The sequence below is a fragment of the Serratia sp. X10 genome (assembly GCF_017811775.1).
Taxonomy (GTDB): Bacteria; Pseudomonadota; Gammaproteobacteria; order Enterobacterales; family Enterobacteriaceae; genus Serratia; species Serratia ureilytica.
Window position 1 is genome coordinate 247,401 of record NZ_JAEIOH010000001.1, and the last position, 23,965, is coordinate 271,365.

General features: G+C 54.0%; 23 protein-coding genes and 1 tRNA gene. 13 read left to right on the top strand and 11 right to left on the bottom strand.

The window, feature by feature from the left end:
- Positions 1-7: 7 nt before the first annotated feature.
- From J9788_RS01240 to umuC, 5 genes are all read left to right on the top strand, one after another.
- Positions 8-3,391: a DUF1983 domain-containing protein gene (locus J9788_RS01240; protein ID WP_182265109.1), complete on the top strand. Its 3,384-nt coding sequence runs from the start codon at positions 8-10 to the stop codon at positions 3,389-3,391.
- Positions 3,392-3,485: 94 nt separating this feature from the next.
- Positions 3,486-5,723: a prophage tail fiber N-terminal domain-containing protein gene (locus J9788_RS01245; RefSeq protein ID WP_182264723.1), complete on the top strand. Its 2,238-nt coding sequence runs from the start codon at positions 3,486-3,488 to the stop codon at positions 5,721-5,723.
- A 2-nt stretch (positions 5,724-5,725) separates the two neighbouring features.
- Positions 5,726-6,553 carry a hypothetical protein gene (locus J9788_RS01250; RefSeq protein ID WP_182264722.1) on the top strand — a complete coding sequence of 276 codons (828 nt, stop codon included), beginning with the start codon at positions 5,726-5,728 and terminating at the stop codon, positions 6,551-6,553.
- Between the two features lie 146 nt (positions 6,554-6,699).
- Positions 6,700-7,122 carry a translesion error-prone DNA polymerase V autoproteolytic subunit gene (gene umuD, locus J9788_RS01255; RefSeq protein WP_182264721.1) on the top strand — a complete coding sequence of 141 codons (423 nt, stop codon included), beginning with the start codon at positions 6,700-6,702 and terminating at the stop codon, positions 7,120-7,122.
- Entirely contained in the window at positions 7,122-8,390 is a 1,269-nt protein-coding gene (umuC, locus tag J9788_RS01260; protein WP_182264720.1) for a translesion error-prone DNA polymerase V subunit UmuC, read from the top strand. The genes umuD and umuC overlap by 1 nt, the downstream gene beginning before the upstream one ends.
- On the opposite strand, the gene J9788_RS01265 is transcribed toward umuC, so the two are convergent.
- The 4 genes from J9788_RS01265 to J9788_RS01280 form a co-directional block, all read right to left on the bottom strand.
- Entirely contained in the window at positions 8,387-9,094 is a 708-nt protein-coding gene (locus J9788_RS01265; RefSeq protein ID WP_182264719.1) for an SOS response-associated peptidase family protein, read from the bottom strand. The genes umuC and J9788_RS01265 overlap by 4 nt on opposite strands.
- Before the next feature lie 270 nt (positions 9,095-9,364).
- Positions 9,365-9,742: a hypothetical protein gene (locus tag J9788_RS01270; RefSeq protein WP_182264718.1), complete on the bottom strand. Its 378-nt coding sequence runs from the start codon at positions 9,740-9,742 to the stop codon at positions 9,365-9,367.
- Between the two features lie 3 nt (positions 9,743-9,745).
- Positions 9,746-10,117, bottom strand: a complete 372-nt coding sequence (locus J9788_RS01275) for a hypothetical protein (RefSeq protein WP_209333046.1) — start codon at positions 10,115-10,117, stop codon at positions 9,746-9,748.
- Positions 10,118-10,916: 799 nt separating this feature from the next.
- Positions 10,917-12,257: an anaerobic C4-dicarboxylate transporter gene (locus J9788_RS01280; protein ID WP_033642641.1), complete on the bottom strand. Its 1,341-nt coding sequence runs from the start codon at positions 12,255-12,257 to the stop codon at positions 10,917-10,919.
- A 237-nt stretch (positions 12,258-12,494) separates the two neighbouring features.
- On the opposite strand from J9788_RS01280, the gene J9788_RS01285 reads away from it, so the two are divergent.
- The 3 genes from J9788_RS01285 (at position 12,495) to J9788_RS01295 (ending at position 13,888) form a co-directional block, all read left to right on the top strand.
- The gene (locus J9788_RS01285) at positions 12,495-12,947 is read left to right on the top strand and encodes a PaaI family thioesterase (protein WP_182264716.1); all 453 of its coding nucleotides are present in this window, start codon (positions 12,495-12,497) and stop codon (positions 12,945-12,947) included.
- A gap of 142 nt (positions 12,948-13,089) precedes the next feature.
- Positions 13,090-13,371 carry a hypothetical protein gene (locus tag J9788_RS01290; protein ID WP_033642643.1) on the top strand — a complete coding sequence of 94 codons (282 nt, stop codon included), beginning with the start codon at positions 13,090-13,092 and terminating at the stop codon, positions 13,369-13,371.
- Positions 13,337-13,888 carry a hypothetical protein gene (locus tag J9788_RS01295; RefSeq protein WP_033642644.1) on the top strand — a complete coding sequence of 184 codons (552 nt, stop codon included), beginning with the start codon at positions 13,337-13,339 and terminating at the stop codon, positions 13,886-13,888. The genes J9788_RS01290 and J9788_RS01295 overlap by 35 nt, the downstream gene beginning before the upstream one ends.
- 56 nt (positions 13,889-13,944) lie before the next feature.
- Here the strand turns inward: J9788_RS01295 and J9788_RS01300 are convergent, their stop codons facing one another.
- The 6 genes from J9788_RS01300 to J9788_RS01325 form a co-directional block, all read right to left on the bottom strand.
- Positions 13,945-14,214: a hypothetical protein gene (locus J9788_RS01300; RefSeq protein ID WP_033642645.1), complete on the bottom strand. Its 270-nt coding sequence runs from the start codon at positions 14,212-14,214 to the stop codon at positions 13,945-13,947.
- Positions 14,215-14,316: 102 nt separating this feature from the next.
- On the bottom strand, positions 14,317-14,499 hold the full coding sequence (locus tag J9788_RS01305; protein ID WP_139285535.1) for a hypothetical protein: 183 nt from the start codon (positions 14,497-14,499) through the stop codon (positions 14,317-14,319).
- A gap of 96 nt (positions 14,500-14,595) precedes the next feature.
- Entirely contained in the window at positions 14,596-16,098 is a 1,503-nt protein-coding gene (proP, locus tag J9788_RS01310) for a glycine betaine/L-proline transporter ProP (protein WP_004927916.1), read from the bottom strand.
- A 414-nt stretch (positions 16,099-16,512) separates the two neighbouring features.
- Positions 16,513-17,880, bottom strand: a complete 1,368-nt coding sequence (locus J9788_RS01315) for a TolC family protein (RefSeq protein WP_182264715.1) — start codon at positions 17,878-17,880, stop codon at positions 16,513-16,515.
- A gap of 3 nt (positions 17,881-17,883) precedes the next feature.
- Positions 17,884-19,821, bottom strand: a complete 1,938-nt coding sequence (locus tag J9788_RS01320; protein ID WP_033642649.1) for a MacB family efflux pump subunit — start codon at positions 19,819-19,821, stop codon at positions 17,884-17,886.
- Positions 19,818-21,023, bottom strand: a complete 1,206-nt coding sequence (locus J9788_RS01325) for an efflux RND transporter periplasmic adaptor subunit (RefSeq protein ID WP_182264714.1) — start codon at positions 21,021-21,023, stop codon at positions 19,818-19,820. Before J9788_RS01325 ends, J9788_RS01320 begins: the two co-directional genes overlap by 4 nt.
- Positions 21,024-21,239: 216 nt before the next feature.
- Between J9788_RS01325 and cho the strand changes: the two genes are divergently transcribed.
- The 5 genes from cho to J9788_RS25150 all read left to right on the top strand — a co-directional run bounded on the left by cho (position 21,240) and on the right by J9788_RS25150 (position 23,611).
- Complete coding sequence (gene cho, locus J9788_RS01330; RefSeq protein ID WP_033650719.1) at positions 21,240-22,088, top strand: excinuclease Cho; 849 nt, start codon at positions 21,240-21,242, stop codon at positions 22,086-22,088.
- A 112-nt stretch (positions 22,089-22,200) separates the two neighbouring features.
- Positions 22,201-22,297, top strand: a tRNA-OTHER gene (locus tag J9788_RS01335).
- Positions 22,298-22,483: 186 nt separating this feature from the next.
- Positions 22,484-22,783 (top strand): sigma-S stabilization anti-adapter protein IraP, encoded by a 300-nt coding sequence (locus J9788_RS01340; protein ID WP_033642650.1) that lies wholly within the window; start codon positions 22,484-22,486, stop codon positions 22,781-22,783.
- Positions 22,784-22,906: 123 nt separating this feature from the next.
- Positions 22,907-23,410 carry a YlaC family protein gene (locus J9788_RS01345; protein ID WP_047026308.1) on the top strand — a complete coding sequence of 168 codons (504 nt, stop codon included), beginning with the start codon at positions 22,907-22,909 and terminating at the stop codon, positions 23,408-23,410.
- Positions 23,411-23,479: 69 nt separating this feature from the next.
- Positions 23,480-23,611, top strand: coding sequence for a hypothetical protein (locus tag J9788_RS25150; protein ID WP_015377413.1), 132 nt, complete (start codon positions 23,480-23,482; stop codon positions 23,609-23,611).
- 60 nt (positions 23,612-23,671) lie between these two features.
- Here the strand turns inward: J9788_RS25150 and J9788_RS25155 are convergent, their stop codons facing one another.
- Positions 23,672-23,800, bottom strand: a complete 129-nt coding sequence (locus tag J9788_RS25155; protein WP_033642652.1) for a hypothetical protein — start codon at positions 23,798-23,800, stop codon at positions 23,672-23,674.
- Positions 23,801-23,965: the final 165 nt, after the last annotated feature.

The window sequence follows — 23,965 nt, forward strand, 5'->3', positions numbered from 1 at the left end:
GAAAATGATGGTAGCAATTGAAGGTCGAAAGGGCGGCAGTAGTACCCCAAGCGCGCCATATGAGTCCCCTGATTCCCTGCAATCGACGTCATTTGCCAAAATATTACTGGCTCTTGGTGAAGGTGAATTTGGCGGAAATATTGACGGTACTCGCATATTTCTCGATGGTACGCCGATTATTTCTGCGGATGGTACTGAAAACTTTCCCGGAGTTCGCTGGGATTTCAGGCCTGGAACTCCGCATCAGGAGTATATTCCTGGGATGCCGGATGTAGAGAATGAAATTGCAGTTAGCACGGAATTAACCAGCGATCGAGACTGGGTGCGAGCTGTCTCAAATACTCAACTCTCAGCAGTCAGATTGCGTTTTTCTTGGTCGCAGCTTCAGCAGCAGCAGGATAACGGTGATGTGGTCGGCTATCGTATTGAGTATGCGATCGACATTGCCACCGATGGTGGTGCCTATCAAGAGATGTTGCGCACGGCTGTAGATGGCAAAACGACGACCAAATATGAGCGCAGCCACCGTATTGATCTGCCGGCGGCATTAACAGGCTGGCAGGTTCGCGTCCGTCGCCTTACCCCGAACAGCACAAGCAACCGAGTGGCAGATAAGATGGTCATCGAAGCCATCACAGAAACGATCGACGCCAAGCTAACTTACCCCGAAACTGCGCTTCTATTTGTCCAGTTCGATGCTAAACAGTTCCAGAATATCCCACAGGTGTCATGCGAACCTGACGGGAGAGTGATCCGTATCCCATCGAATTACAACCCTGTGACACGTGAATATACCGGTGTTTGGGATGGGACATTTAAAGTTGCATCGACAAACAACCCTGCATGGGTTACCTACGATTTGATGCTGAATGATCGATTCTCGATCGGTACGCGCGTTAAAGCTGAGAATCTTGCCTTAACAAAATGGGATCTCTATGCCATCGGGCAATATTGCGATCAGCCGGTACCAGACGGGCGAGGTGGGGATGGTAAAGAGCCGCGATTTACCTGCGACGTTTATATTCAGTCACAGGAGGAAGCGTGGAGCGTTCTACGGGATATTTCCTCTATCTACCGCGGCATGTCTTTTTGGTCAAACAATCAGATGTATGCCCTGGCAGATATGCCACGCGATGTTGATTACGTTTACACCCGCGCCAATGTACAGGATGGCAAATTCACCTACGCAAGCGCCAGTGAGAAAACGCACTACAGCACAGCTATGGTGAGCTGGAGCGATCCTGCGAATGGGTATCAGGACGCAATAGAACCAGTATCGATAAAACGGCTGGTGAAACGCTGGGGCATTAAACAAGCAGACGTTACGGCGATAGGTTGCATCAGAAAATCTGAGGCAGTAAGGCGTGGTAAATGGCTACTGCTCACGAATGAAAAGGATCGTGGTATATCGTTTACTGTCGGGTTGGAAGGAAAAATCCCCCTCCCTGGCTGGATCATTGCGGTGGCTGATGAAATGTTGGCTGGGCGGCCGCTTGGCGGGCGGATCAGTTCGGTATCTGGGCGGAATATTACCCTTGACCGAGAGTCATCTGCAGCCGTGGGAGAACGCCTGGTATTGAACTTGCCAAGCGGCAAGGCCGAAGGGCGCACTATTGCCGCTGTGGCAGGTAACACGGTTACGGTAACCACCGCTTATTCCGAAACTCCGGTAGCGGAATCAGTATGGGCAATCGACGCCGCAGACCTGGCTCTGCAGCAGTTCCGGGTTACGGGGATCACTGAAGGGGAAGATGGGGTTTCATTCGAGATCACAGCAGTGGAACACGATCCGAATAAATATGCGCGCATAGACACTGGCGCTCGTATAGAAGATCCGCCGATCAGCGTTATACCGCCTGGTGCGCAGGTTCCACCTGCGAACGTGCAGATCGGTGAATCGTCGGCGGTATTTCAGGGCATGGCAGTGGCCACTCTTCGCGTCACGTGGGACAGGGCAGAAAATGCGATCGCGTACGAGGCTGAATGGCGCCGTGATAACGGCAACTGGATCCCCGCGCCGCGCACTTCAACACTTGGGTTTGAGGTTCCCGGTATCTATGCCGGTCGCTATCAGGCCCGCGTTCGCGCCATAAACCCTTCTGAAATTTCCAGCGTTTGGGCCAATGCGCCAGAAATGGTGCTGACAGGTAAGCAAGGCGAACCGCCAGCGTTGGCAAGTTTCACGACGGTAGGCCAGGTGTTCGGCATTGTGTTGAACTGGGAGTTTCCTCTTGGGGCAGAGGACACGCAGCGGACTGAAATCTGGTACAGCAAGAACGCCGACGGCAGCAATAAAATGCACCTGGGCGACTATGCCTACCCACAGCGCAGTCACACGATGACGGGGCTGGCGGCGGGGGTGAATTTCTGGTTCCAGGCGCGCCTGGTGGATAAGCTCGGCAATACCGGCCCGTGGACGAACTGGGTGCAGGGAACATCGAGCGAAGACGCCAGCGAGGTTCTTGACTACCTGAAAGGGAAGATCACAGAGACTGAGCTGGGGCAGGAGCTGCTGGGGCCGGTAGAGGATGCCGGAAAGTTAAAGGATATGTGGTCGGTAAAAGTTGGTAAGACTGTTGACGGAAAACTTTACACCGCCGGTATCGGCGTCGGCGTCGAGAACACCCCGGAGGGGATGCAAAGCCAAGTGCTGATTTTAGCTGACCGTTTCGCAGTGCTGAACACTGCTGATGGGCAAGGATCTGCTGTCTCTGTTCCTTTTGCTATTGAAAATGGTCAGGTCTTCATGAATAGCGCATTCATCAAGGATGCGGCTATCGATAGTGCAAAGATCGCACAGCATATTCAGTCTTCTAATTGGATAAGTGGGCAGCGTGGCTGGGCGATTAATAAAAATGGCTACGCAGAATTCCATCAAGTGACTGTTAGAGGAAGCATTTATGCAGATGCAGGAAACTTTAATAATGGAACGATTGGGAATTGTCATATATTAGAAAACTGCGTTATTGATGGTAAGTTATCTGCGGCAAATATTGAAGGAGCCATAATGGACGGCTCTATGTTAAGTTGGGGGTCTGGATATACAAATGATAGTAGAATCTTAAGGTTTAGTGGTAATAGTGTAATACCGGTTCGTGTATTTGGACGGATACAGATAACACGACACGGCTCTCCGTACCCTCATTTTTATGGTGGTGTAAGAAAAAACTCAACAAGTGGCGGTTATTTACCTGAGTCATCAGCTGGATCTGATTCGAGTAAATCGGTGTCGGTTGTATTTATTGATGAGTACATTGGAAAGGGACAACCTATTTTTTGGCAATTGGCCGTCGGGGAGGTTGATCAGTCATCTTCTGCTAGGCAGTCAACGAGTTTTCTAGTTGAACTTTTTTCAACTCCTCAATATACAGCTTTTAGTTTGGAACAGTAACTGGTCTAACGGTAGAGACAGTTAAATTAGTATCTCACTAATACAACTATAACAACCCGCTCAGGCGGGTTTTTTATTGGAGATAAAAGAGAATATGGCTGTTTTAATCAGCGGTAAACTCATTGGCCCGAATGGCGACCCGCGCCCGAATGTAACGATTATGCTGGTGGCGGTAAAAACCTCATCGTCAGTTGTTAAACAAGCGCCGTCCAGTTCTACTACCACCGCCGATGGCAGTTATTCATTGTCGGTCGAAGTTGGCACGCATAACGTAATGATTGAGGCGTATGGGCGTCCATTCGAGAAAGCAGGGCAAATCACCGTTTATAGCGACTCAAAACCGGGGACACTTAACGATTTTCTGACCAGCCCAGGTGAGGATGAATTAACACCCGCGATTGTGGCAATGGTTGATGAAATGCGGGGCGAAGCAGCTGCATATGCTGAGCAGGCAAAGGCGTCTGCAGCTGAAGCCAAAGTTGCATCTGAACTGGCGCAATCTGTTTCTGATGCTTATCCCGACGAAGTAGCAGCGCAAAAAGCAGTGGATGATGGGAAAGAGACTCGCCAGTTTTTCTGGGTGCGTTCTCAATCTACCATAGAGTTGGCGCTTGAATATACCGTGACCGATAGCCGGGTTGTACCAACGGGGCGCTGGTCAATGGCCGGGGGCGCGGTAACTGATGCGCTGAATGAAATGAAAACACGGGTGAGCACTGTTCCCAACGCGCCGGCGGGGATCGACGATAAGATTGCTGCTGGGGTTGAGTTCGCAGATGGGCATTTTGCGCCGCTGATGTTGGATGACGGGCGACACGCTTTCATCGATGAGAATGGGTTGCTGCGAGTTGTTGCGGCTGATTCTGACGTCGTGGTGCGGCCGTACCTCGAGGCACAGCCGTATACGCTTCCAGATGGCGCAGTGTGCACGAAAATTATTGTCGATCCATATAAAAATATCACAGAAGCATGGACTGAGGACGGAGGGTATTATTTTGCTACTCCTGACGGGTTAAAACGCGTTGGTGATTTGAAACCAGCAGCACAGCAAATAAAACAGGCTACAGCTGTTAACGATCTGGTGATGAACTACGGCGCGACGCGTATCTCCGTTGCCGATGATCTGCGCCCTGTGATGTACATCCTGCCGACCTTTGGCCAATCCCTGGCGCAGGGATGGAGCACTTACGCAGATGACGTGTTGATCGCTACGACGCAGCTCTATCCAGACAACGCGTGGATGTTCAAATCGGATCGCGGCGCTGGGAAAGAAAACCCGAACCGCAGCGCGGGGCTGATCGATGAAATTGTGTCACTGAAAGATACGGTGAACGGGGGTTGGAAAGAAACGGCGTGCTCATCTTCTGCGGCGCACATTATCAGCGAAGTTGAGAAGCTGACGGGGAAAAGGATTCATATCCTGCGCTATGTTGCGGCGGATGGCGGCAAGGCGTATCGCAATCTCACGCGAGGAACGGCGGCCTGGTCTGCATTGGTGCAAGGGCTGATCGATGCGAAACGAATTTGCGAACGGATGGGATTTAAACCTGTAGTTCTCGGGCTTGATGTCAAAGCCGGCGAAACGGATACCGACGGCACACCAGGTATGTTCCCCGAACTTTATACACGGTTTTTGAGGAATCTGGATCGTAACTATAACACCGAAGTGAAGCGTATTTTCGGAGGTGATCACCCGGAAACGCCGATCTTTGTTGAGCAGTGCAGCTTCCAACCTTGGGGAGAGTGGGACAGCCGCGTTAGGCAGGGGCAATTGGACGCCGATGGGCTTGGGAACATCAGATTTACCGGGCCTGGGTATCAATACCCACACCCGGGCGACGTTATTCACATCAACAGCCTGGGGCAAAATAAGCGCGGCGTGGCTTTAGCTCGCGCCGTCGCATTTGAATGCTTTGGCACGGGTTTTATCTCTCTCAAGGCGCGTTCAGTCTACTGGTCAAGCGCAACCACTATTGATGTGTATTGTGCTTCGTCAGTATCGATCATCAAAGACGAGTCTGACGCTATCGTGAATTCTGCAGGGCTTGGCCCCGGCGCTGGGTTTAACATTCGTGCGCGCGATAGTTCCGAGATAACGATCACTGACGTTGCCCCGCTGGGAACTACGGGAATGCGTCTAACTGTGAACAATCCGACGAATACCCGAGTGGTGCAGATCGGGTATGGGCTTAAGCGCACTGGCAGCGATAAACAGTCTGGGCCGATAGATGGCGCCCGAGGGCTTATTCGGACAACCAATGGCATCACTAACCTTTACACCGGCGAGACAGAATATCAGTGGCTGGCCGCTTTCCTGTGGGAGATAAATTAATAATGGCAAACGCAATGGTTGTCTTCAAAGCCGATCGCCCGGCGAATAACCCTAATCTGCCGAAGCTGGGGATCACTGAGCAAGAGATCGCTATCTTGCAAATGAATCCGACGGCGTGGCTTGAGGCAAAAAGCGGCGTTGTTTCGAGTGGTGGGGAGGTTTCTCTTGTTCGCGACAAAACAGGACGTGCAAACTGGGCTCCGGTAGCTACCCTTGCACCACGAGTTATTGCCGCCGGTAAAGGTTTCGCGCTGCGGTTCGGTCGTGCTGCCTCAAACTCTGGCGCGCTGATCGCACAGGGCAGTTATGAGTCACTGCCAGCAGATGGGATTTATGCTCAATTCATTTTGTACCGCATACCTCTCGCAAACACAGAGGGATATACGGGAACAGGCGGTAACATCTGCGGGAACTACGCGGCCGTGCCCGACTGGTTGCGCGTTCGGTTCGGGAATGATTCATTCCAAGGTGATGCTGTTTGGATCAATCACGGTGGTACGGCGGTAAGTGAACCGAGCAACTACCCGATCAATACGACGATTGCAGGGTTTCGTGATAATCAGTGGCATATTGCAGCAATCGAGGCGACGAGCTCGCATCATCGTTGGGAGCATGACGGCACACTGCTTCAACAGAAGGAAATCCCGGCTAAGCCGTTCTCAACGTCGGCATCTCGTCAGTTAATCGTTGGTGGTGCAGGGAACCCTCTAAGCCACGGCTTCCAGGGGGACATCGCCGCGAAAATCATCATCCCTGGCATTCTGTCAGTTGACGCAAAAAACACGCTCTATGCGCGATTCAACGCATTGAAAGCTGAGCTGGTGGGGTGAGCATGATGCCGGGAGGGATCCCGGCTATTCATCAAAACTATCTTTCTTTGCTGATCAATATCCTACCGTTCTAACAAAAATCCGAACTTTCCCCCGTCAAAATCTTGCGCATATACTGTATAAAAACACAGTAACAAGGCAACATTATGACTTTCTTTTATCCAACACCAAACCCAACCAAGCTCAAAATCCCGCTTTTCGCTGACAAGGTGCCGGCGGGGTTTCCCAGTCCAGCGGCAGATTACGTCAGCTCGCGCATCGATCTGAACGAGTACTGTATCAGCCATCCCAATGCAACCTATTTTCTGTATGCGACAGGTGATTCCATGCTTGATGCTGGGATCACTGAGGGCTCTATGCTTGTGGTTGACCGCAGCATCAGTCCGGCCCATGGCGATATAGTGATTGCCAGCATAGCCGGCGAGTTCACCGTGAAACGCCTCTGTTTGCATCCTCGCGCGCAGCTGGAACCCATGAACCCGAAGTATGAGCCGATCCTGCTCCATGATGGCGGCGACGATCTGGAAGTGATGGGCGTTGTTGTGTCTTCGATCACGAGGCTCAAATAATGTACGCGCTTGCTGATGTGAACAGCTTTTACGCGAGCTGTGAAACGCTATGGCGCCCTGATCTGCGAGGGCGTCCTGTGGTCGTTCTGTCGAATAACGACGGATGTGTCGTAGCCAGGAGCAAGGAAGCGAAGGCGTTAGGGCTAAAGATGGGAGAACCCTATTTCAAAATTAAGCGGGAATTTGAGCGCGCAGGGGGCATCGCGTTCAGCAGCAACTATGAGTTATACGCAGACATGTCTCAGCGTGTGATGGCTGTTTTAGAAGATATGGCGCCTCGCGTGGAAGTGTATTCAATTGACGAAAGTTTCCTTGATCTGACTGGCGTTCGTAACTGCATTGATCTGGATACTTTCGGTCGTCAGGTGAGGGCCAAGGTACTGCGCAACACAGGGCTAACTGTGGGCGTTGGCATTGCCCAAACCAAGACGTTAGCCAAGCTGGCAAACTTCGCTGCGAAGAAGTGGGACAAGACCGGCGGAGTAGTGGATCTATCCAATGAAGGGCGCCAGCGCAAATTGATGGGCCTCGTGCCGGTCGATGAGGTCTGGGGTATCGGACGCCGGATATCGAAAAAGCTCAACATGATGGGGATTGAAACGGCACTACAACTGGCCGATGCAAGCACTACGATGATCCGCAAGCATTTCAGCGTTGTGATAGAGCGAACGGTGCGAGAGTTGCGCGGCCAGCCTTGTCTAGAGTTGGAGGAGTTTGCGCCGACAAAACAACAGATCATCTGCAGCCGCAGCTTCGGTGATCGGATCACCGAGTATGACCAGATGCACCAGGCTATTTGTATGTACGCGACGCGTGCCGCTGAGAAGTTGAGGGAGGAGCACCAGTATTGCCGGCATGTCAGCGCGTGGCTCAAAACCAGCCCATTCGCAATCAATGAGGAATACTACGGCAACACTGCATGCATAAAACTGAGCACACCGACACAGGATACTCGCGACATTATCGCCGCGGCTATGCGTTGTTTGGATGCGATTTGGCAACCCGGCCATCGGTATCAAAAAGGCGGGGTGATGCTGCAGGATTTTTATAGTCAAGGCGTGGCTCAGTTGGGACTCTTCGATGAGTACAAACCACGGCATAACAGTGAACAACTTATGGGCGTGATTGATCGGATCAACAATTCGGGCAGATCGAAACTATGGTTTGCTGGTCAAGGGGCGCACCAGGCGTGGTCAATGAAACGTGAGCTACTGTCGCCGGCATACACGACACGGCTGAGTGATTTGCCGCGCGCTCGGGTTTATTAAACCAGTGGGTTGGCGATAGGCTTAATCAGCTCAGCGCCATCATTGCGGATATTGCCGACTGATTTTCCTACAGGATGCCAGGCGAAATCGTCGGGAGGTGTGGATGCTTCGTTCGCGAGTTCTTCTGCTCTCGCTGATGTGATGTCTGGCCTCATCCACTCGCGTGCCGCTGCTGGTGGCAAAACGACAGGCCGACGGTCATGAATATCGAGCAGGCCCGAATCGCTGGCGCTGGTCACGATGACAAAACCGTCATCATCAGGAGGCTCTATAGCATCGGGATGATGGCGGCTTATCGCGGCGAAAAATATAGGTGCTTTCGATTCGTGATAGATGAAATAGGGTTGCTTTACTTTGGCGTCATGCTTGTCTTTCTTCCACTCGTACCAGCCATCTGCCATCACCAGCGCGCGACCGTGATTCCATAGCGGCTTGAACATTCTGCTAGTGGCTGCTGTTTCAACGCGAGCATTGATAACCGGCTGGCGTTTCATTTCACGCCACCAATCAGGGCCATATCCCCACTCGAGAGGATCGAGGTACAACTTATCGTCGCGTTGATTAAGAACTAGCACGCGGGTGCCTGGAGCCACGTTGTAGCGACTGATCGGAACATTGTCCAGCGCGCTGGCAAAATCAAGGTCGGAGGCGAGCACGTCGAGATAGTCGGCGCGGGTCTGTATCTGGGCAAATCGTCCACACATAACCAACCCTTTTTGATGCTGATTTAGGGGAAGTATAGGGGAGGGGTAGAGAGAAGGGAGTAATATTTTACTATAGTAGTATCATTTTAAGCACATAATCAAACTTAATGAATTGAATTATGTTTGCACTTCATGGAGGCATTACACAGTTAGAAAGAAATAAATGTCATTTAACCCGCTCCGAGAGCGGGTATAAGACAATTCATGAGTGTTTTTTAGCTCGTCATGCAGAATACACATAAATATGCCGCATGGCGTTTACTGCTAACATTACGATGATTTATTAAAAAGCTCATCTAAAATATCATCAAGTCCTGAAGACTGCCGACGAACAGTTTCAAACAAGTCACGAAGAGCTTGAGTTGGCTGCTTTGTATCCCATATTATTTTTCCGTCATGACTCATTATAGCTAAATAAACATCACTGTTCCATGTGTAATCGACATCATCAAGCCAATGTTTCGACTTTCTTTCATACATCGCTATGTGTTTGTCTGTCATGGCACAAATATACATTAAAGGAACAATATCATCAGTGCCTTCTATTTTATACTTATCATCATCAACATAAATCCATTTAATGGTTCTATTTACAGTATCTTTGTTTAGCTTAACTATAAGCGAAGTGATTTTATCATTGGCAATCATTATCTATTCCCACTTTGAATCTTTAATCGTCTGACCTAGCAGGTTATTGAGAGATGTTAACTCCCCATAAATATCCCAAGCTAGATCACTATTCATTTTTAATGCTTTGAAACTATACCAGCTTGATTTTCCGCTAATTTTTAACTTTAATTTAGAAGCCGACTTCTTAAGCGTAGAATTGGATTTCAAAGACAAATTATCTAATAAACCTTTACATGCTGTCATCTCAGCAATTGCCATCCTTTCTTGGTTATCCCAATCGTTTAGATAACCATTTATCTTAGATGCACACTCACTCAATTCCAAATGAATTTCTGGAAGTCGAGCTTTATTTTTGTATGACAGTTTAATCCATTTTACTTGATACCAAACCATTATTGTTAAAAAAATCCCAATATTGTTACAATAGTGGCAATATCCACTACCCATGAAGGAAGCATACTATTCATCTTAATATCGATAATCAATTGATAGTCTTTAGGATTCTATGTCGTTATTGATAACTATGCAAGTGGGTATAACTAATGAGCTTTACGGTAAAATCGTGGTGTGAAGACCTCTTGGGTGGTTAAGATTGAAACACAACCTGTTGATTTCTAATTCTTAACCATCATCTTGGTCTGACTCCACTCTATGGGGGCAAGATGCATAGAGTTACTGTGGGCTTGGCACTAGCATACGCCACTTTGCAGTGGCCGAGTGGGAGAATATCTAGGGTATTGCGAACTTAATATTTCTAGATAATAGGAGTGATTCAGTCGTTGTGTAAATAGAGCGCACTTACTCATCCGCTTAGGAGATTATGCTTAGAAAAATTTAAGGAAGATAAGACGTTAAAGCTTTCATAATTAGACATCGTTATTACTTGTAACTATATGATTTTAAAGAGTGTAAACCTGCAAGGATATTATGATTTTAGTTCCTAACACTATAATAAATAGGAAAAACAAGAGCAATTTAAAATCCCTCGGCTTATGGCTGTGCGGGTTCAAGTCCCGCCCCGGGTACCAGGGAATAAAAATACCGAATAATCAAAGCAATAAGTAGTAATGTCGTAGACCGCCGAGAGGCGGTTTTTTTGTGCCTGAAATTCGCATTACGCCTGCATTTTTTCCTTTCTTGTCATGCCGCCACCCTGCCTGCAGGGAGCCCCCGCAGGGCTCCACAGTACAGATCATAAGAAACCGAACGCCGCGGCGAGGATCCAGCCGAAGACGCAGGAGACGCTGACGCCGATCAGGCCCGGTAGAATGAAGCTGTGATTGATCACGAAGCGGCCGATGCGGGTGGTGCCGGAGCGGTCGAACTGAATTGCCGCCAGGTCGCTGGGGTAGGTCGGCAAAATATAATAACCGTAGCAGGCCGGCGCCGAAGCGACGATATAGGCCGGGTTGACGCCGATCGCCAGCGCCACCGGCACCAGCGCCGCCAGCGCGGCAGCCTGCGAATTGACGAATTTCGACACCAGCAGCAGGATCAGCGCATAGGCCCAGGGGTACTCTTTCACCAGCACGCCCAGCGTGGCTTCTATCTGCGTCAGGTGCGCGCCGAACATGGTTTCCGCCATCCAGGCGACGCCATACACCGCCACGATGGCAATCATGCCGGAACGGAACACCTCGTTTTTAGAGATAGACGCCGGGTTGGTGCGGGTAATGATGACGATCAGCGCCCCAGCCATCAGCATGCACATCTGGATCACCAGGACCATGGAAAGTGGCTTGCCACCGAAGCTGGGCCGCAGGTCGGAAAAGGCCCCCAGCACCGCCACCAGGGCGATAGTGGCGAGGAAAATCCACATGGCGATCCAGTTGCTGCGCGGCAATACCCGGTCCAGCAGGGTGGCGGCGTCGCCATAGACGTAGCGATGGTTCTCCGGCACCGAGATGAATTTCTGGAACTCGGGATCTTTGTCCAGGTCTTTGCCGCGGAACCAGCTGAAGATACCGATCGCCAGAATGCCGCACAGGGTGGAAGGAATGGTGATCGACAGCAGATCGAGGAATTCCAGATGGCGGCCATTGAAGGTGTAGCTGCTGAGCATCGCCACCAGTGAAACGACAGCCACCGAGACCGGGCTGGCGATAATGCCCATCTGCGCGCCGATCGAGCTGGCTGCCATCGGCCGTTCCGGGCGGATGTTATTTTTGATCGCCACGTCATAGATGATCGGCAAGATGGTGTACACCACATGGCCGGTGCCGCACAGAATAGTGAGAATGCAGGTGACGAACGGCGCGATGATCGAGACATATCGCGGGTTGCGCCGCAGCATCCGCTCGGCGATCTGGAGCATGACGTCCAAGCCGCCTGAGGCCTGCAGGGTGGCGGAGGCCGCCACCACCGCGATGATCACCAGCATCACGTCTACCGGCGGTTTGCCGGGCTGCAGGTGAAAGCCGAACACCAGAATCATCAAACCAATACCGCCCAGTAACCCCAGCGCAATGCCGCCCTTACGCGCCCCATACAGCAGGCATGCCAATATCACCGCTAATTGCAGAAAGAAATCCATGATAGATACGCCTTAATAATGTTGAACTTAACTGCGTTCAGTTTCCGGCGGCGTTTACAGCAGAAAGTTGTTTTAAATCTAAAGGCATTAATAAATTATGGTTATTAACCTTAAAGAGTGATGTCGGTCACATTCAAAGAACATGGAGAGCGGGCGGAAAGCGGCATCAGCACGAAAAAGCAAGCCAAGAGGTCAGACCTCTCCTATATGACGGATTTACCACCAGAGGAGAGAGTTATGGATCCGACAAAAATGACGGGGCTGGCGTTATTACAGGCAGCGATGGCCGGCAAAATTCCACCGGCTTCGATCGCTGAAACGGTGCCCATGAAACCGGCCGCAGTTGAAGAGGGATATATCCGCATCGTGGCGCGGGCCGACGAACGCCACCTTAACCCGCTGGGCGGCGTTCATGGCGGCTTCGCCGCCACGGTTTTGGACTCGGTGACCGGTTGCGCGGTGCACAGTACGCTGGGCGCAGGGACGGGTTATGGCACCGTCGATCTGCAGGTGAAAATGTTGCGCCCGGTGCCGAAGGAGGTTGATCTGATCGCCGAGGGGCGTCTGGTCTATGCGTCGAAAAACGTCGCTTTCGCGGAAGGCACGCTCAAAACGGCGGAAGGAAAACTGCTGGCTTCGGCAACCGCCACTTGCTTTATCATTCGCCCTACCGAACAGCCGCCGCAATAACCTGCCATTTATCAGGCCCCGGTTCTCCCATCCGGGGCCTGATGCATTTCTCTGTCGGCTGCACCGATCGCCGCGATACGGCTGCAGGCGCGATGCGTCATTGTGGTCTAGTATTCTTGGGTAAAAATTTATCGGGGTGAGTATGCAGCCGTATAAAGAGGTTGAGTTTGATCATGAGCTTTGTCTGGCGATCGGCAGAGCCGTATTGGACGTGGTAGCGCAAGGGGAAGAAACCAGCGCGACGTCGGTGATGAGCGCCATTGAGCGGGCGGTGGAACAGGGGCTGAACGACGACGACACCGCCGTTGCCGACGACGCGCTGGATTTGATGGCTCGTCTCATTCACGGCTGCGGATTTATTAATCTATCGGGTGAAGAGGAGACTTCCCATGCATTGGTTGAATTTCAAGCGCTACAAGAGTGACGTCGCCAAACAGGCCGTGCCGCCGCATCTGAATGCCGCTGAATTTGCGCGGCATTATGCCGATAAGCCGCAGGAGAATACGGAAGAGTATCTTTCGCTCAGCGGGGAGATGTGTTGGGATGCGGTGGTGCTGTGCGCCCACCGTTCCGGCGCGCTCAGTAAGGCGAAATACAAGCAGCTGTGGCTGACGGTGTTCGATAAGCAGTACAAACATTTCGTCAGCCCTGACGATACCGAGATCCGCACCATGGCGGATATGCTGCGCGCCCCGCAGGGATGTTTTATCGGGATATTCTCCATGCGCGACGCGGCCTCGCCCCGATTGCTGCATGCCATGATCGGCACCGGCGCGGGATTTGCCGCAGGCAATAAAAATCTTTGCATCGGCGTGGGAGGCGCGGTCGGCTGGGAAAATCTCAACCTGGCGCGCGATCTGCGCTGGCAGCCGGAAGGCGGCTTTTTACGCCAGGGCGACAGTGAAGTGCTGCGTATTTTTTATCGGCCTTTCCCCGCCTGAAACGGTCCGGACGCTTTTTCGGGTAAAAAAACCGCCGTTGGGCGGTTTTTTGCGTCTTATTTGAACCCGCCGCTGCGGATGAAGTCGAGACCGGCGGCGGTGATCCGCGTTTGGTGCGGATCGATATCATAGTTGTTCTCGTCGATGTCGCTCATCACGTAGGCCTGTATCAACCCCTTGGTTTTGAGATAGGCGAAGGGATCTGCGAAGGCGTGCGGGCTGGTGGCGTCCTGCTTCCACAGTTCGTAAGTTTTCTCATCCAGCGTGCCGGGATGATTGGCGGCCAGTCGGGTCAGGATCTGATTGTAGAACACATAGTCGGTCATGATGCGGTCCTCTTTATCGCGAGCGACAGTCTCGGAAAATGACGTAACCTCTATCAATCATAGTCGATGTTTGCTCATCGCCCGTGTTACCGCGTACGCAGGCTATCCTCGTTGGCTTTCAATCCAGTGAAACAGACGCGAAATGGTGAAGGTGATATCGCCGATGTTGAACAGTGCGCCGAGCCACAGGGTTAGCATAACCAGGATGCCAATGATGACGGGAAGATCCATCTTGCTCATGATCAGGTGCTTCATCAATAAAGAGTGTGGTTCAAAGCGTATCATCAATCCTGATTGTCATAAAATGCGCTGCGCATTGTTTCGCGTGAAACCCATGTAAAAAAGCCACCCAAGCGGGTGGCTTTTGCCTTTCAGCGCCGATCAGTCCAGCTTGGGATGCTGGTCGATCAGGATCTGTTTTTTCTTTTCCAGTTCGGCGATCTGCGCGTTGATGTCCTCGACTTTCTGTTCGATGTTGTCGTAGGTCTCCTGCAGCAGCTCTTTCGCTTCGGTACGGTCAGACGCCGCCGGCGTCGCGCCGCGTAGTGGCTTGTTAGCAGTTTCTTTCATGTACAGACCGGTGATAAGACCGATCACCGCAACAACCATCAGGTAGTAGGCCGGCATGTACAGGTTGCCGGTCGCCTCCACCAGCCAGGCGGCGGCGGTTGGCGTTGCACCGGCGATCAGCACCGAAATGTTGAACGAAATCGCCAGCGCGCTGTAGCGAATGTGCGTCGGGAACATCGCCGGCAGGATGGAGGCCATCACCCCGGTGAAGGAGTTGAGCAGCACCGCTAGCACCAGCAGGCCGACGAAAATCAGGCCGATGACGTTGCTGTTGATCAGAATGAAGCACGGGATCGCCAACGCCAACAGGCCGATGCTGCCGCCGATGATAAACGGCTTACGGCCGATGCGGTCACTGGTCAGGCCGATCACCGGCTGCACGAACAGCATGCCGATCATGATGGCGATGATGATCAGAACGCCGTGATCTTCCGAGTAGTGCAGGTTATGCGACAGGTAGCTCGGCATGTAAGTCAGCAGCATGTAATAGGTCACGTTGGTGGAAATCACGATACCGACGCACACCAGCAAACTTTTCCAGTGTTTGGCCGCGATCTCTTTGAACGAGGTCTTTGGCGGATTTTCGATGGCGTTGCGATCCTCTTTCTCCATCTTGTCCACGTGCTGCTGGAACGCCGGGGTTTCTTCCAGCGCATGGCGCAGGTAGAGACCGATCAGGCCCAGCGGCGCGGCGATGAAGAACGGGATACGCCAGCCCCAGTCGAGGAAGTTGGCTTCGCCGACGATACTGGAGATCAGCACCACTACGCCTGCGCCCATCACAAAGCCGGCGATGGAGCCGAAGTCCAGCCAGCTGCCCATAAAGCCGCGTTTGCGGTCCGGTGAGTATTCGGCGACGAAGATCGCCGCACCGGAATATTCGCCGCCGACGGAGAAGCCTTGCGCCAGTTTGGCCAGCAGCAGCAGGATCGGCGCCCAGATGCCGATCGACGCATAGGACGGGATCAGGCCGATACAGAAGGTGCTGACCGCCATGATGATAATGGTGACCGAGAGCACTTTTTGACGGCCGAACTTGTCGCCCATGGCGCCGAAGAACAGACCGCCGAGCGGACGCACCAGGAAGGGGACGGAGAAGGTCGCCAGCGCGGCGATCATTTGTACGCCGGGAGAGGCGCCGGGGAAGAAGACCTGGCCAAGCGCATAGGCGACAAAGCCGTATACGCCGAAGTCGAACCATTCCATTGCGTTGCCGAGGGCCGCGGCGGTAATGGCTTTCTTGAGTTTGCTGTCATCGATGATGGTGATGTCGTTAATGTGCATCGGTTTATGTCGTTTTTTTCTTAACTTCATATAATCATCCCTTAATGAATTATTCGTTGTTCGTGAAAGCGTAATCTCCGTTCACTGTTGTTTTCGAGTTATCAAATCGGCTAATCGAATCGCGGTTCAAGACGATTCATTATCCACATTTAAGTTGGGATGTGGATCACAAAATAGCGTCGCTCATGCCGATGTTATGTCATTTAGGTGACTAATTATTTTGTATCTATAGCTTAACGTTATATCTTGCGGCGATCAAATCCAGCAGTTTAACTTAAGTGTTTGCACCGATTTGGTGCGAGAATGGTCTGATAATTGTACGATGTGGCGATTTTTCGTCTGATTGACGATGCTTCAAGTATAGAGAGTGCGGGAGATAAAACAGGAAAAATTGATGTGTTCGCCGCTAAAAAAACGCCTGGCCGGGTGGCCAGGCCGCTGAGATTACGGCGCCGATGAACCGCCGAATTCGAGATAGATTTTCGCCAGATTCTGGTACTGCGCGAAGCGGTTTTCATCCACCGCCAGTTCCGCCTGACGGCGCTGTTCCTGAGCATTCAGCCAGTCGGTAATGGTGACGGCGCCCTGTCGGTAACGCACCTCGTTCAACCGCTCCGATTTTCGCGCCAACGCCAATGAGGCGCGCAACTGCGTCTCCTGCGCCAGCAGCTGCGTGCGCAGTGACAGCGCGTTATTCACATCGCCCATCGCTTTATACAGCGCCTGCTTGAAGGCCAGAACTTGCTGTTCATAGTCGTTGCGGGCGATCTTGATCTCCACGCCCATTTGGCGCCACTGCAGGAACGGCAGCGTCAGGCCGGCGCTGAGGCTGCCCGTCGGGTTGCGCAGGAATTCCAGCAGCGCGCTGCTGCTGGCGCCCAGTGAACCGGTCAGGCTGAACGCAGGATAGTATTGCAGACGTTTTTCATCGACGTTGGCCAGGGCGGCGCGCAACCGCAGCTCTTGAGCGCTGAGATCCGGACGACGGCTCAGGACGCTGGCGGGAATGCCGGTGTTGATCTGCGGCATCGCCGTCGTCGGCAGGCGCGCGGGCGCGATGGTGGCCTGGCCTGATGGCGCGCCCAGCAGCACCGCCTGCTCGTTCAGCGCCTGTTGACCATCGTGTTGTAACGCCACCAGGCTGCGTTCCTGCGTCAGCAAGTTTTGTTCCGCATTCACTACGTCCAGCGCCGAGATGCTGCCGGCCTGATAACGGGCGTTGGCCAACCGCAACGTCGTTTTGGCATAGGCGATGCTCGCCTGGCTGACGCTGATTTGTTGATTGAGAAAACCGATGCGCCAGTAGTTGGTGGCGGCGTCGGCCAACAGCTTCAGGCGCGCCGCCTGCAGATCCTGCACGGAAGCCTGGCTGCTCCACTCGGCCGCGTCGCGCTGGCGCGCCAGCTTGCCCCACAGATCGACCTCATAGCTGGTGGTGAGCGACGCGTTGCTGGTTTTATTCCACGCGGAGGACTCGGACAGCGGGCGATTAATGCCGCTGCTTAATGAGGCGCTGACGCCGGGCGCGGTGCTGATGCCGACGCGTTCCGCCTCGAGCCGCGCGCGGTAAACGCGCAGCACGGCGGCGGCCAGATCGTTATTGCTCGCCATCACCTGTTGCAGCCAACGATCGAGCTCGGGATCGTGGAAATCGCGCCAGTCGAACGGCGTCGGCGCGGCGTTGTCGGCAGCGTATTGCCAGCCCGCAGGATAGTTGACCTGCGGCGCCCGGTAGTCGCTTTTCAGGGCATTGCCGCAGCCGGCGGTGAGCAGAGCGGCGAGGCTTAACGCCAGGGGAGATAAAATTTTCATGGGTTACTCGCTGGCCAATGAAACGACCGGATCCATCCTTGCCGCTTTGCGGGCGGGGAGATAACCGAAGATCATGCCGATTAAGGTTGAACAGAAAAACGCCGTGGCGGCGGCTTGCCAGGAATAGATGGCGGTGAACATGCCGCCCGCCAGCGAGGTGAACAGCGACCCGGCGGCGAACGACAGCGCGATGCCTAAAGCGCCGCCGATCAGACAAACCAGCACCGCCTCTATCATGAACTGTTGCATGATGTCGCTGCGCCGCGCGCCGACCGCCATGCGCACGCCGATTTCGTGGGTGCGTTCGGTCACCGAGACCAGCATGATGTTCATCACGCCCAGGCTACCGATCACCAGCGCGATGGACGCCACCATCAGGATCAGCAGGCTAAAAGTCATTGACGTGCGTTCGATGGACTTTCGGATTTTATCGAAGTTGTACAAACGGAAATCTTTTACGCCATGGCGTTGGGTCAACAGCTGTGTGATAGCGGTGACGGCCGATTCGCTGGCGACATTGTCCTTTAGCCGAACGGTGATGCCGCTGAGCGTCGGTTTGCCCACCATGCGATACATCACCGTGCTGTAGGGCATCCAAACAGTGATGCGATTGGGCGCGTAGTTGCGATTGCTTTTCGCCACACCGATCACCCGGGCTGGCACCGAGCCGAGAAACACGATCTGGCCGAGCGGCTCGACGCCGAAATCGCCGAACAGCGCCTGGCGCGCATTGTCGTCGATGATCACTTCCTGCAGCGCATTACGATCGTCGCGGAAAGTCACGCCTTGTAACAGCTCGACGCCGTTCACGCGGAAATAGTCGCGCCCGACGCCGGTGATCGAGGCGGTGGCGGATTTGCTGCGAAAACGGATGCTGTCGGAAGCGTCTACTTCCGGGCTGACGCTGTCGACGAAGCTTTGCTGCGCCAGCGCGTCGGCATCGGCCGGCACCAGGGTGCGGATGCTGTCGATGGCGTCGTCGAAGAAATCGCGGCCCGGATAGATGCTTACCACGTTAGTGCCGAGATCTTTGAGGTTTTCCAGCGTGCGCTGTTTGGCGCCTTCGCCCAGCGCCACTACCGTGACCACGGCGGCGATGCCGAAGATGATGCCGGTCATGGTCAGCGCGGTGCGCAGACGATGAGCGTTCATCGCTTTCAGCGCCATGTGCAGCGATTCGCGGGTGCGGTCGATCAGGCGTTGCCAGCCGCTTTGCCGGCTGCGGTTCGGCGGCGGCAACGATGGGCCGGACGCCGACTTGCGGCCGCTGTCAGCGATGATCTTGCCGTCTTGCAGTTCGATGACGCGCTGCGCATGTTGCGCCACTTTCATATCGTGGGTGACGATCACCACGGTATGGCCGCGCTGATTCAGTTCGCTCAGGATCGCCAGCACTTCCTGACCGGATTGGGTGTCCAGCGCGCCGGTCGGTTCGTCCGCCAGGATGATCTCACCGCCGTTGATCAGGGAGCGGGCGATGCTGACGCGCTGCTGTTGGCCGCCGGAAAGCTGGCCGGGTTTGTGGTCTTCGCGTCCCTCAAGCCCCAACCGCGCCAGCAATTGCGCCGCCCGCTGCCGACGCTGATCGCGCCGGGCGTTGGCGTAGATGGCCGGGATTTCGACGTTGCCCAGCGCGCTGAGATCGGGCATCAGGTGATAGCGCTGGAAGATAAAACCGATATGTTCGCGGCGCAGGCGGGCCAATTCGTCCGGCGACAGGTGGGCGGCGTTCTGGCCGCTGATGTAGTAATCGCCGCGATCCGGCACGTCGAGGCAGCCCATGATGTTCATCAGCGTCGATTTGCCGGAGCCGGAGGCGCCGATGATCGCCACCAGCTCGCCGGCGGCGATGGTCAGATCGATATCTTTCAACACCGTTAACGCTTGACCGCCGTTGGTGTAGGTTCGGCTGATGCCTTTTAGTTCGATGATCGCGTTCACAGGAAGATGCCATCCTCAGCCGATTTGGCGGCGGGCTGCGACAGCACCACGGTTTCACCGGCTTTCAGGCCGCTGAGGATCTGAATGTCGACATTGTTGGTGATGCCGGTGGTCACTTTGCGCGTTTCCAACCGCTGGTCCTGGGTCAGCACCTGCACCTGCTGCTCTTTGCCATCGATTTTATGCACCGCCTGGATCGGCACCAGCAGGGTGTTCTTCGCGTCGCCGAGCAGCAAGGACACCTGCGCGGTCATGGCGATGCGCAGGCGGTTTTCCGGGTTTGGCACGTCCAGCAGCGCGTTGTAATAGACCGAGGCGTTCGAGGTGCCGGAGCCGGAAGCGGAGCTGGCGCCGGCGAGCGAGTCGTCTTTCATCACCGATTCCGGCGCCAGCTCGATGGTGCGCAGCGTGGCGTCGTAGCGCTTATCCGGATCGGAGAAAATAGTGAAGTAAGCCTTTTGTCCCGGCGAAATGCGGGTGATGTCGGCTTCGGAGATCTGCGCCTTGATGGTCATCATATCCAGCCGCGCCAGCTTGACGATGGTCGGCGCACTTTGGCTGGAGTTGACAGTTTGTCCCTGCTGCGTAACCACGGCGATAACAATGCCGTCCATCGGCGCAACCACGCGGGTATAGCCCAGATCGATTTTTTTCTTCTCGACTTCGATCTGCGATTGCACCAACTGCGCATTGAGCGCCTGCAGATCGGCGCGAGTGGTGGCAAGCGAGGCTTCGGCGGTCTCGAAGTCTTCCCGCGAACTGGCTTCGTCGTTCAGCATGCGGCGCTGGCGTTTGAAACGAGACTCCGCCTGTTTCAGCAAGGCCTGTTTGGCTAACATATTGGCTTTGACTACGTTCAGCGCCGCTTCGGCGTTGCGCAGATCGTTGCGCTGTTGCAGATCGTCGATGTCGGCGATCGGTTGCCCTTTGGTGACGCGATCGCCCAGCTTGACCTTCAGCGATTTGACTTCGCCGGAGACGCGGGCGCCGACGTTGACGCGTTCGATGGCATCCAGCCGCCCGGTGGCCAGCACGGCGTTTTCGATATCGCCCAGGCGGGCCGGCGCAGTAACGTAATCCTGCTGCGGCGGGCGTTGCCAAAAGATGGCCAACGCGACGACGACGGCGATGAAAACGATGGCGGCGATCAACGCCAGACGGCGGGAGGGGAGTTTCAGTGATGACATACCCAGGTTTTCCATAACGATAAAAGCGGCGGTTCCAGTCTGCCATCATGGCAGCGCCAGCTTGAACTGGCGCTAAACGTGAGGCGCTTTCCCGCTGGAAAGGGGATAGTAAAGGCTTTCCCGTTAAAGATCACGGTGAGTTATTATCCGCCGGGTGTGCAACCGGCTGCGTTGGGCGTTATACTGGGTAAAAAACCAGTATTCATTCATCAGCAGGATAATGCCACCGCCATGATGCCAAACCGCCTCGAGCCAGAACTCGACATTTATCAATACCCGGAGCACCTGCGCGCCTGCCTGGCGCCGTTGCCTAAAGGGCCGGGCGTGTATGTGTTTCACGGTCAAAGCGAGAGCCTGCCGCTTTACATCGGTAAAAGCGTCAATATACGCAGCCGGGTGATGGCGCACTTCCGCGCGCAGGACGAGGCTAAAATGCTGCGCCAAACCCGACGCATCAGCTTTATCGAGACCGCCGGCGAGTTGGGCGCATTGCTGCTGGAGGCGCAGTTGATCAAACAACAACAGCCGCTGTTCAACAAACGTCTGCGGCGCTCGAAACAGCTGTGCGCGCTGCGCTTGCAGGCTGATGCGGTGACGATTGCTCACGCCAAAGAGATCGACTTCGCCGTCACGCCCCATCTCTACGGGCTGTTTGCCAATCGCCACGCCGCGCTGGAAAAGCTGCGCGCCATCGCCGACGAGCATCGTTTATGTTACGGCAAGCTGGGGATCGACAAGCTGCCGGCGGGGCGAGCCTGTTTCCGCTACAGCCTGCGCAAGTGCGCGGGCGCCTGCTGTGGCGTGGAGTCGGCGCAGGAGCATGCGCTGCGGCTCAGCGCGGCGCTTGAGCAGCTGCGCATCGCCTGTTGGCCGTTCGCCGGGCGCGTGGCGCTGGAGGAGCAGGGCGAGACGCTGCGTCAGTACCATGTGATTCACAATTGGTTTTATCTGGGCTCGGTCGGCAATCTGGCGCAGGCGGAGCGGCTACAGAGCGCGGCCAGCCATTTCGACAGCGATGGCTACAAGATTTTGTGCAAGCCGCTTATCGCCGGCGATTACCCGATTATTGAGCTGCCGTAAGGCCATAACGCTGGCGATAACCTAAGACTTATCCGTAAAATCAGGGCATTATGCTAAAAAAGCTTGAGTCCATAATGTTGTTATGGATAATAACGCCCCGAAGCGAAGGAACGCGCTATTAACTCAGTTGGCAGAGTGATTGGTTTTATAATGGCTTGTTTTGGCTTGAAAATTGATAGACGCGGGTTCGAGTCCTGCATAGCGCGCCAGCTTTCTTTCACTTCATCTCATCGCGCTTACCGTAAAGCGCACCCGGGTTGATTTGCACTATCGGCTCCTCGTTGGGATTTTCGGGTGTGCTTTACCGTAACCGCTGGCTTTCCTTCCTCTTTCTCTCTCGATCCTTTGCTAAACTGTAATCAGGCAGGCTTGCTGCCCGGCAACAGGAGGTCGATATGTCCCACTCCGAGCAACTGCAGGAACTCTTGCAACGCGTCGCCGCCCTCGAGGCGAGAGAGAAGGCGCTGACCGCCGCGTCCAACGCTTACCAGGCGATTATCACCACCATGTTGGGCAATATGGAGAAGACTGAACGGGATCGCATCATCGCGATGATCGATCAGGCCCATGAAATCGCCTACGCCCGCGCCATTCAACGCAGCAACGAACCGCAAAAGCAGAAAATCAAACAGGCCGACGACGTCGCCCAGCGCATGTTCATGTTTGCGCAAGGCAAAGCCGCTCAACCGCGCTGAAGCCGAACTATAACAGTTGCCGCCATTAAGTTGGTTAACTGATCTACCCGGCAAAACTGTACTTGTGTTACTTTTAGCGGTGAGATTTGATGGCAATGCTGTTTCCAGCATAAGGTTGTAACGATGGACGCGATTAAAAGCATCTTGGTTAAAGAGATTGAACAGATCAATCGGCGCGAAGGGCGCGACGGCAAGCCGCGCTTCAACAGCGAATTCGCCCGCACTCACCGCTATTTGTGCCTTGCCATGTTCGCCGGTTACTTCGCGGTGATCGCCGTGATGTATCAGGTGCCGTACATGGGTATGTATGCCTTCCTCGGCTTCACCGCCTTTGTGCTGTTCATGTTCGCCATGCTGCTGATAGAGATCCGGCCGGTCTACCGCTTTGAAGACATCGGGGTGCTGGATCTGCGAGTGTGCTATAACGGCGAGTGGTACTTCACCCGCGCGCTGTCGCCTTATGCGGTGCAGCAGCTGCTGGATGAGCCGTCCATCGGCGCCGCGCTGAAACAGAAGATGCGGGTGATCATCGGCAACAAGGGCGAAATCGACTTCTACGACGTGTACGACATGGCCTACGGAAAAAAGCCGCAGGATGAGCCATCGCAGCTGGCGGCGGCAAACTGAAAGGTTTCCGGCCGGCGGCTTGTCGATTATACTCAGCGTTTGAACGCGAAGCAGAATGAGGACCAAGCGATGAGTGATGATATTTTCGATTTTGATATCGATGCCGAACTGGCGAAAGCCGAAGAAAAAGCGGCGCAGAAGGTAAAAGAGGTCCCTGAATTCCTCGAAGACGAAGCGGACTGCGAAGGTTGCAAGATCTGATCGCCTGACCCATAAAAAAACCGCCGCGGCGGTTTTTTTTATCTCTGAGCGTCCTCGGTATCAATCCAGCATGAATCCCCAGATGAGGAATGCCGCCACCAGAATCAGGCAAAGTGCGGACACCGTCACCAGTATTTTCCCCAGAATGTCTTTTTCTTGTTCCCGCTGCGTCACGTTGAAATTATCCAATTAAAAGTCTATGGACCAAACCGGCGATGCTGAGATCGAGCGCCGCTACGCCCAGCGCCATAATCATCATCACCGAAAGAAATCGAGTCTTGCCGTTCACATCCCTAATCCCCGTTGGCGCCGCTGTTAAATTGTTTTTATATCAAACGGATATAATTCAGCGAC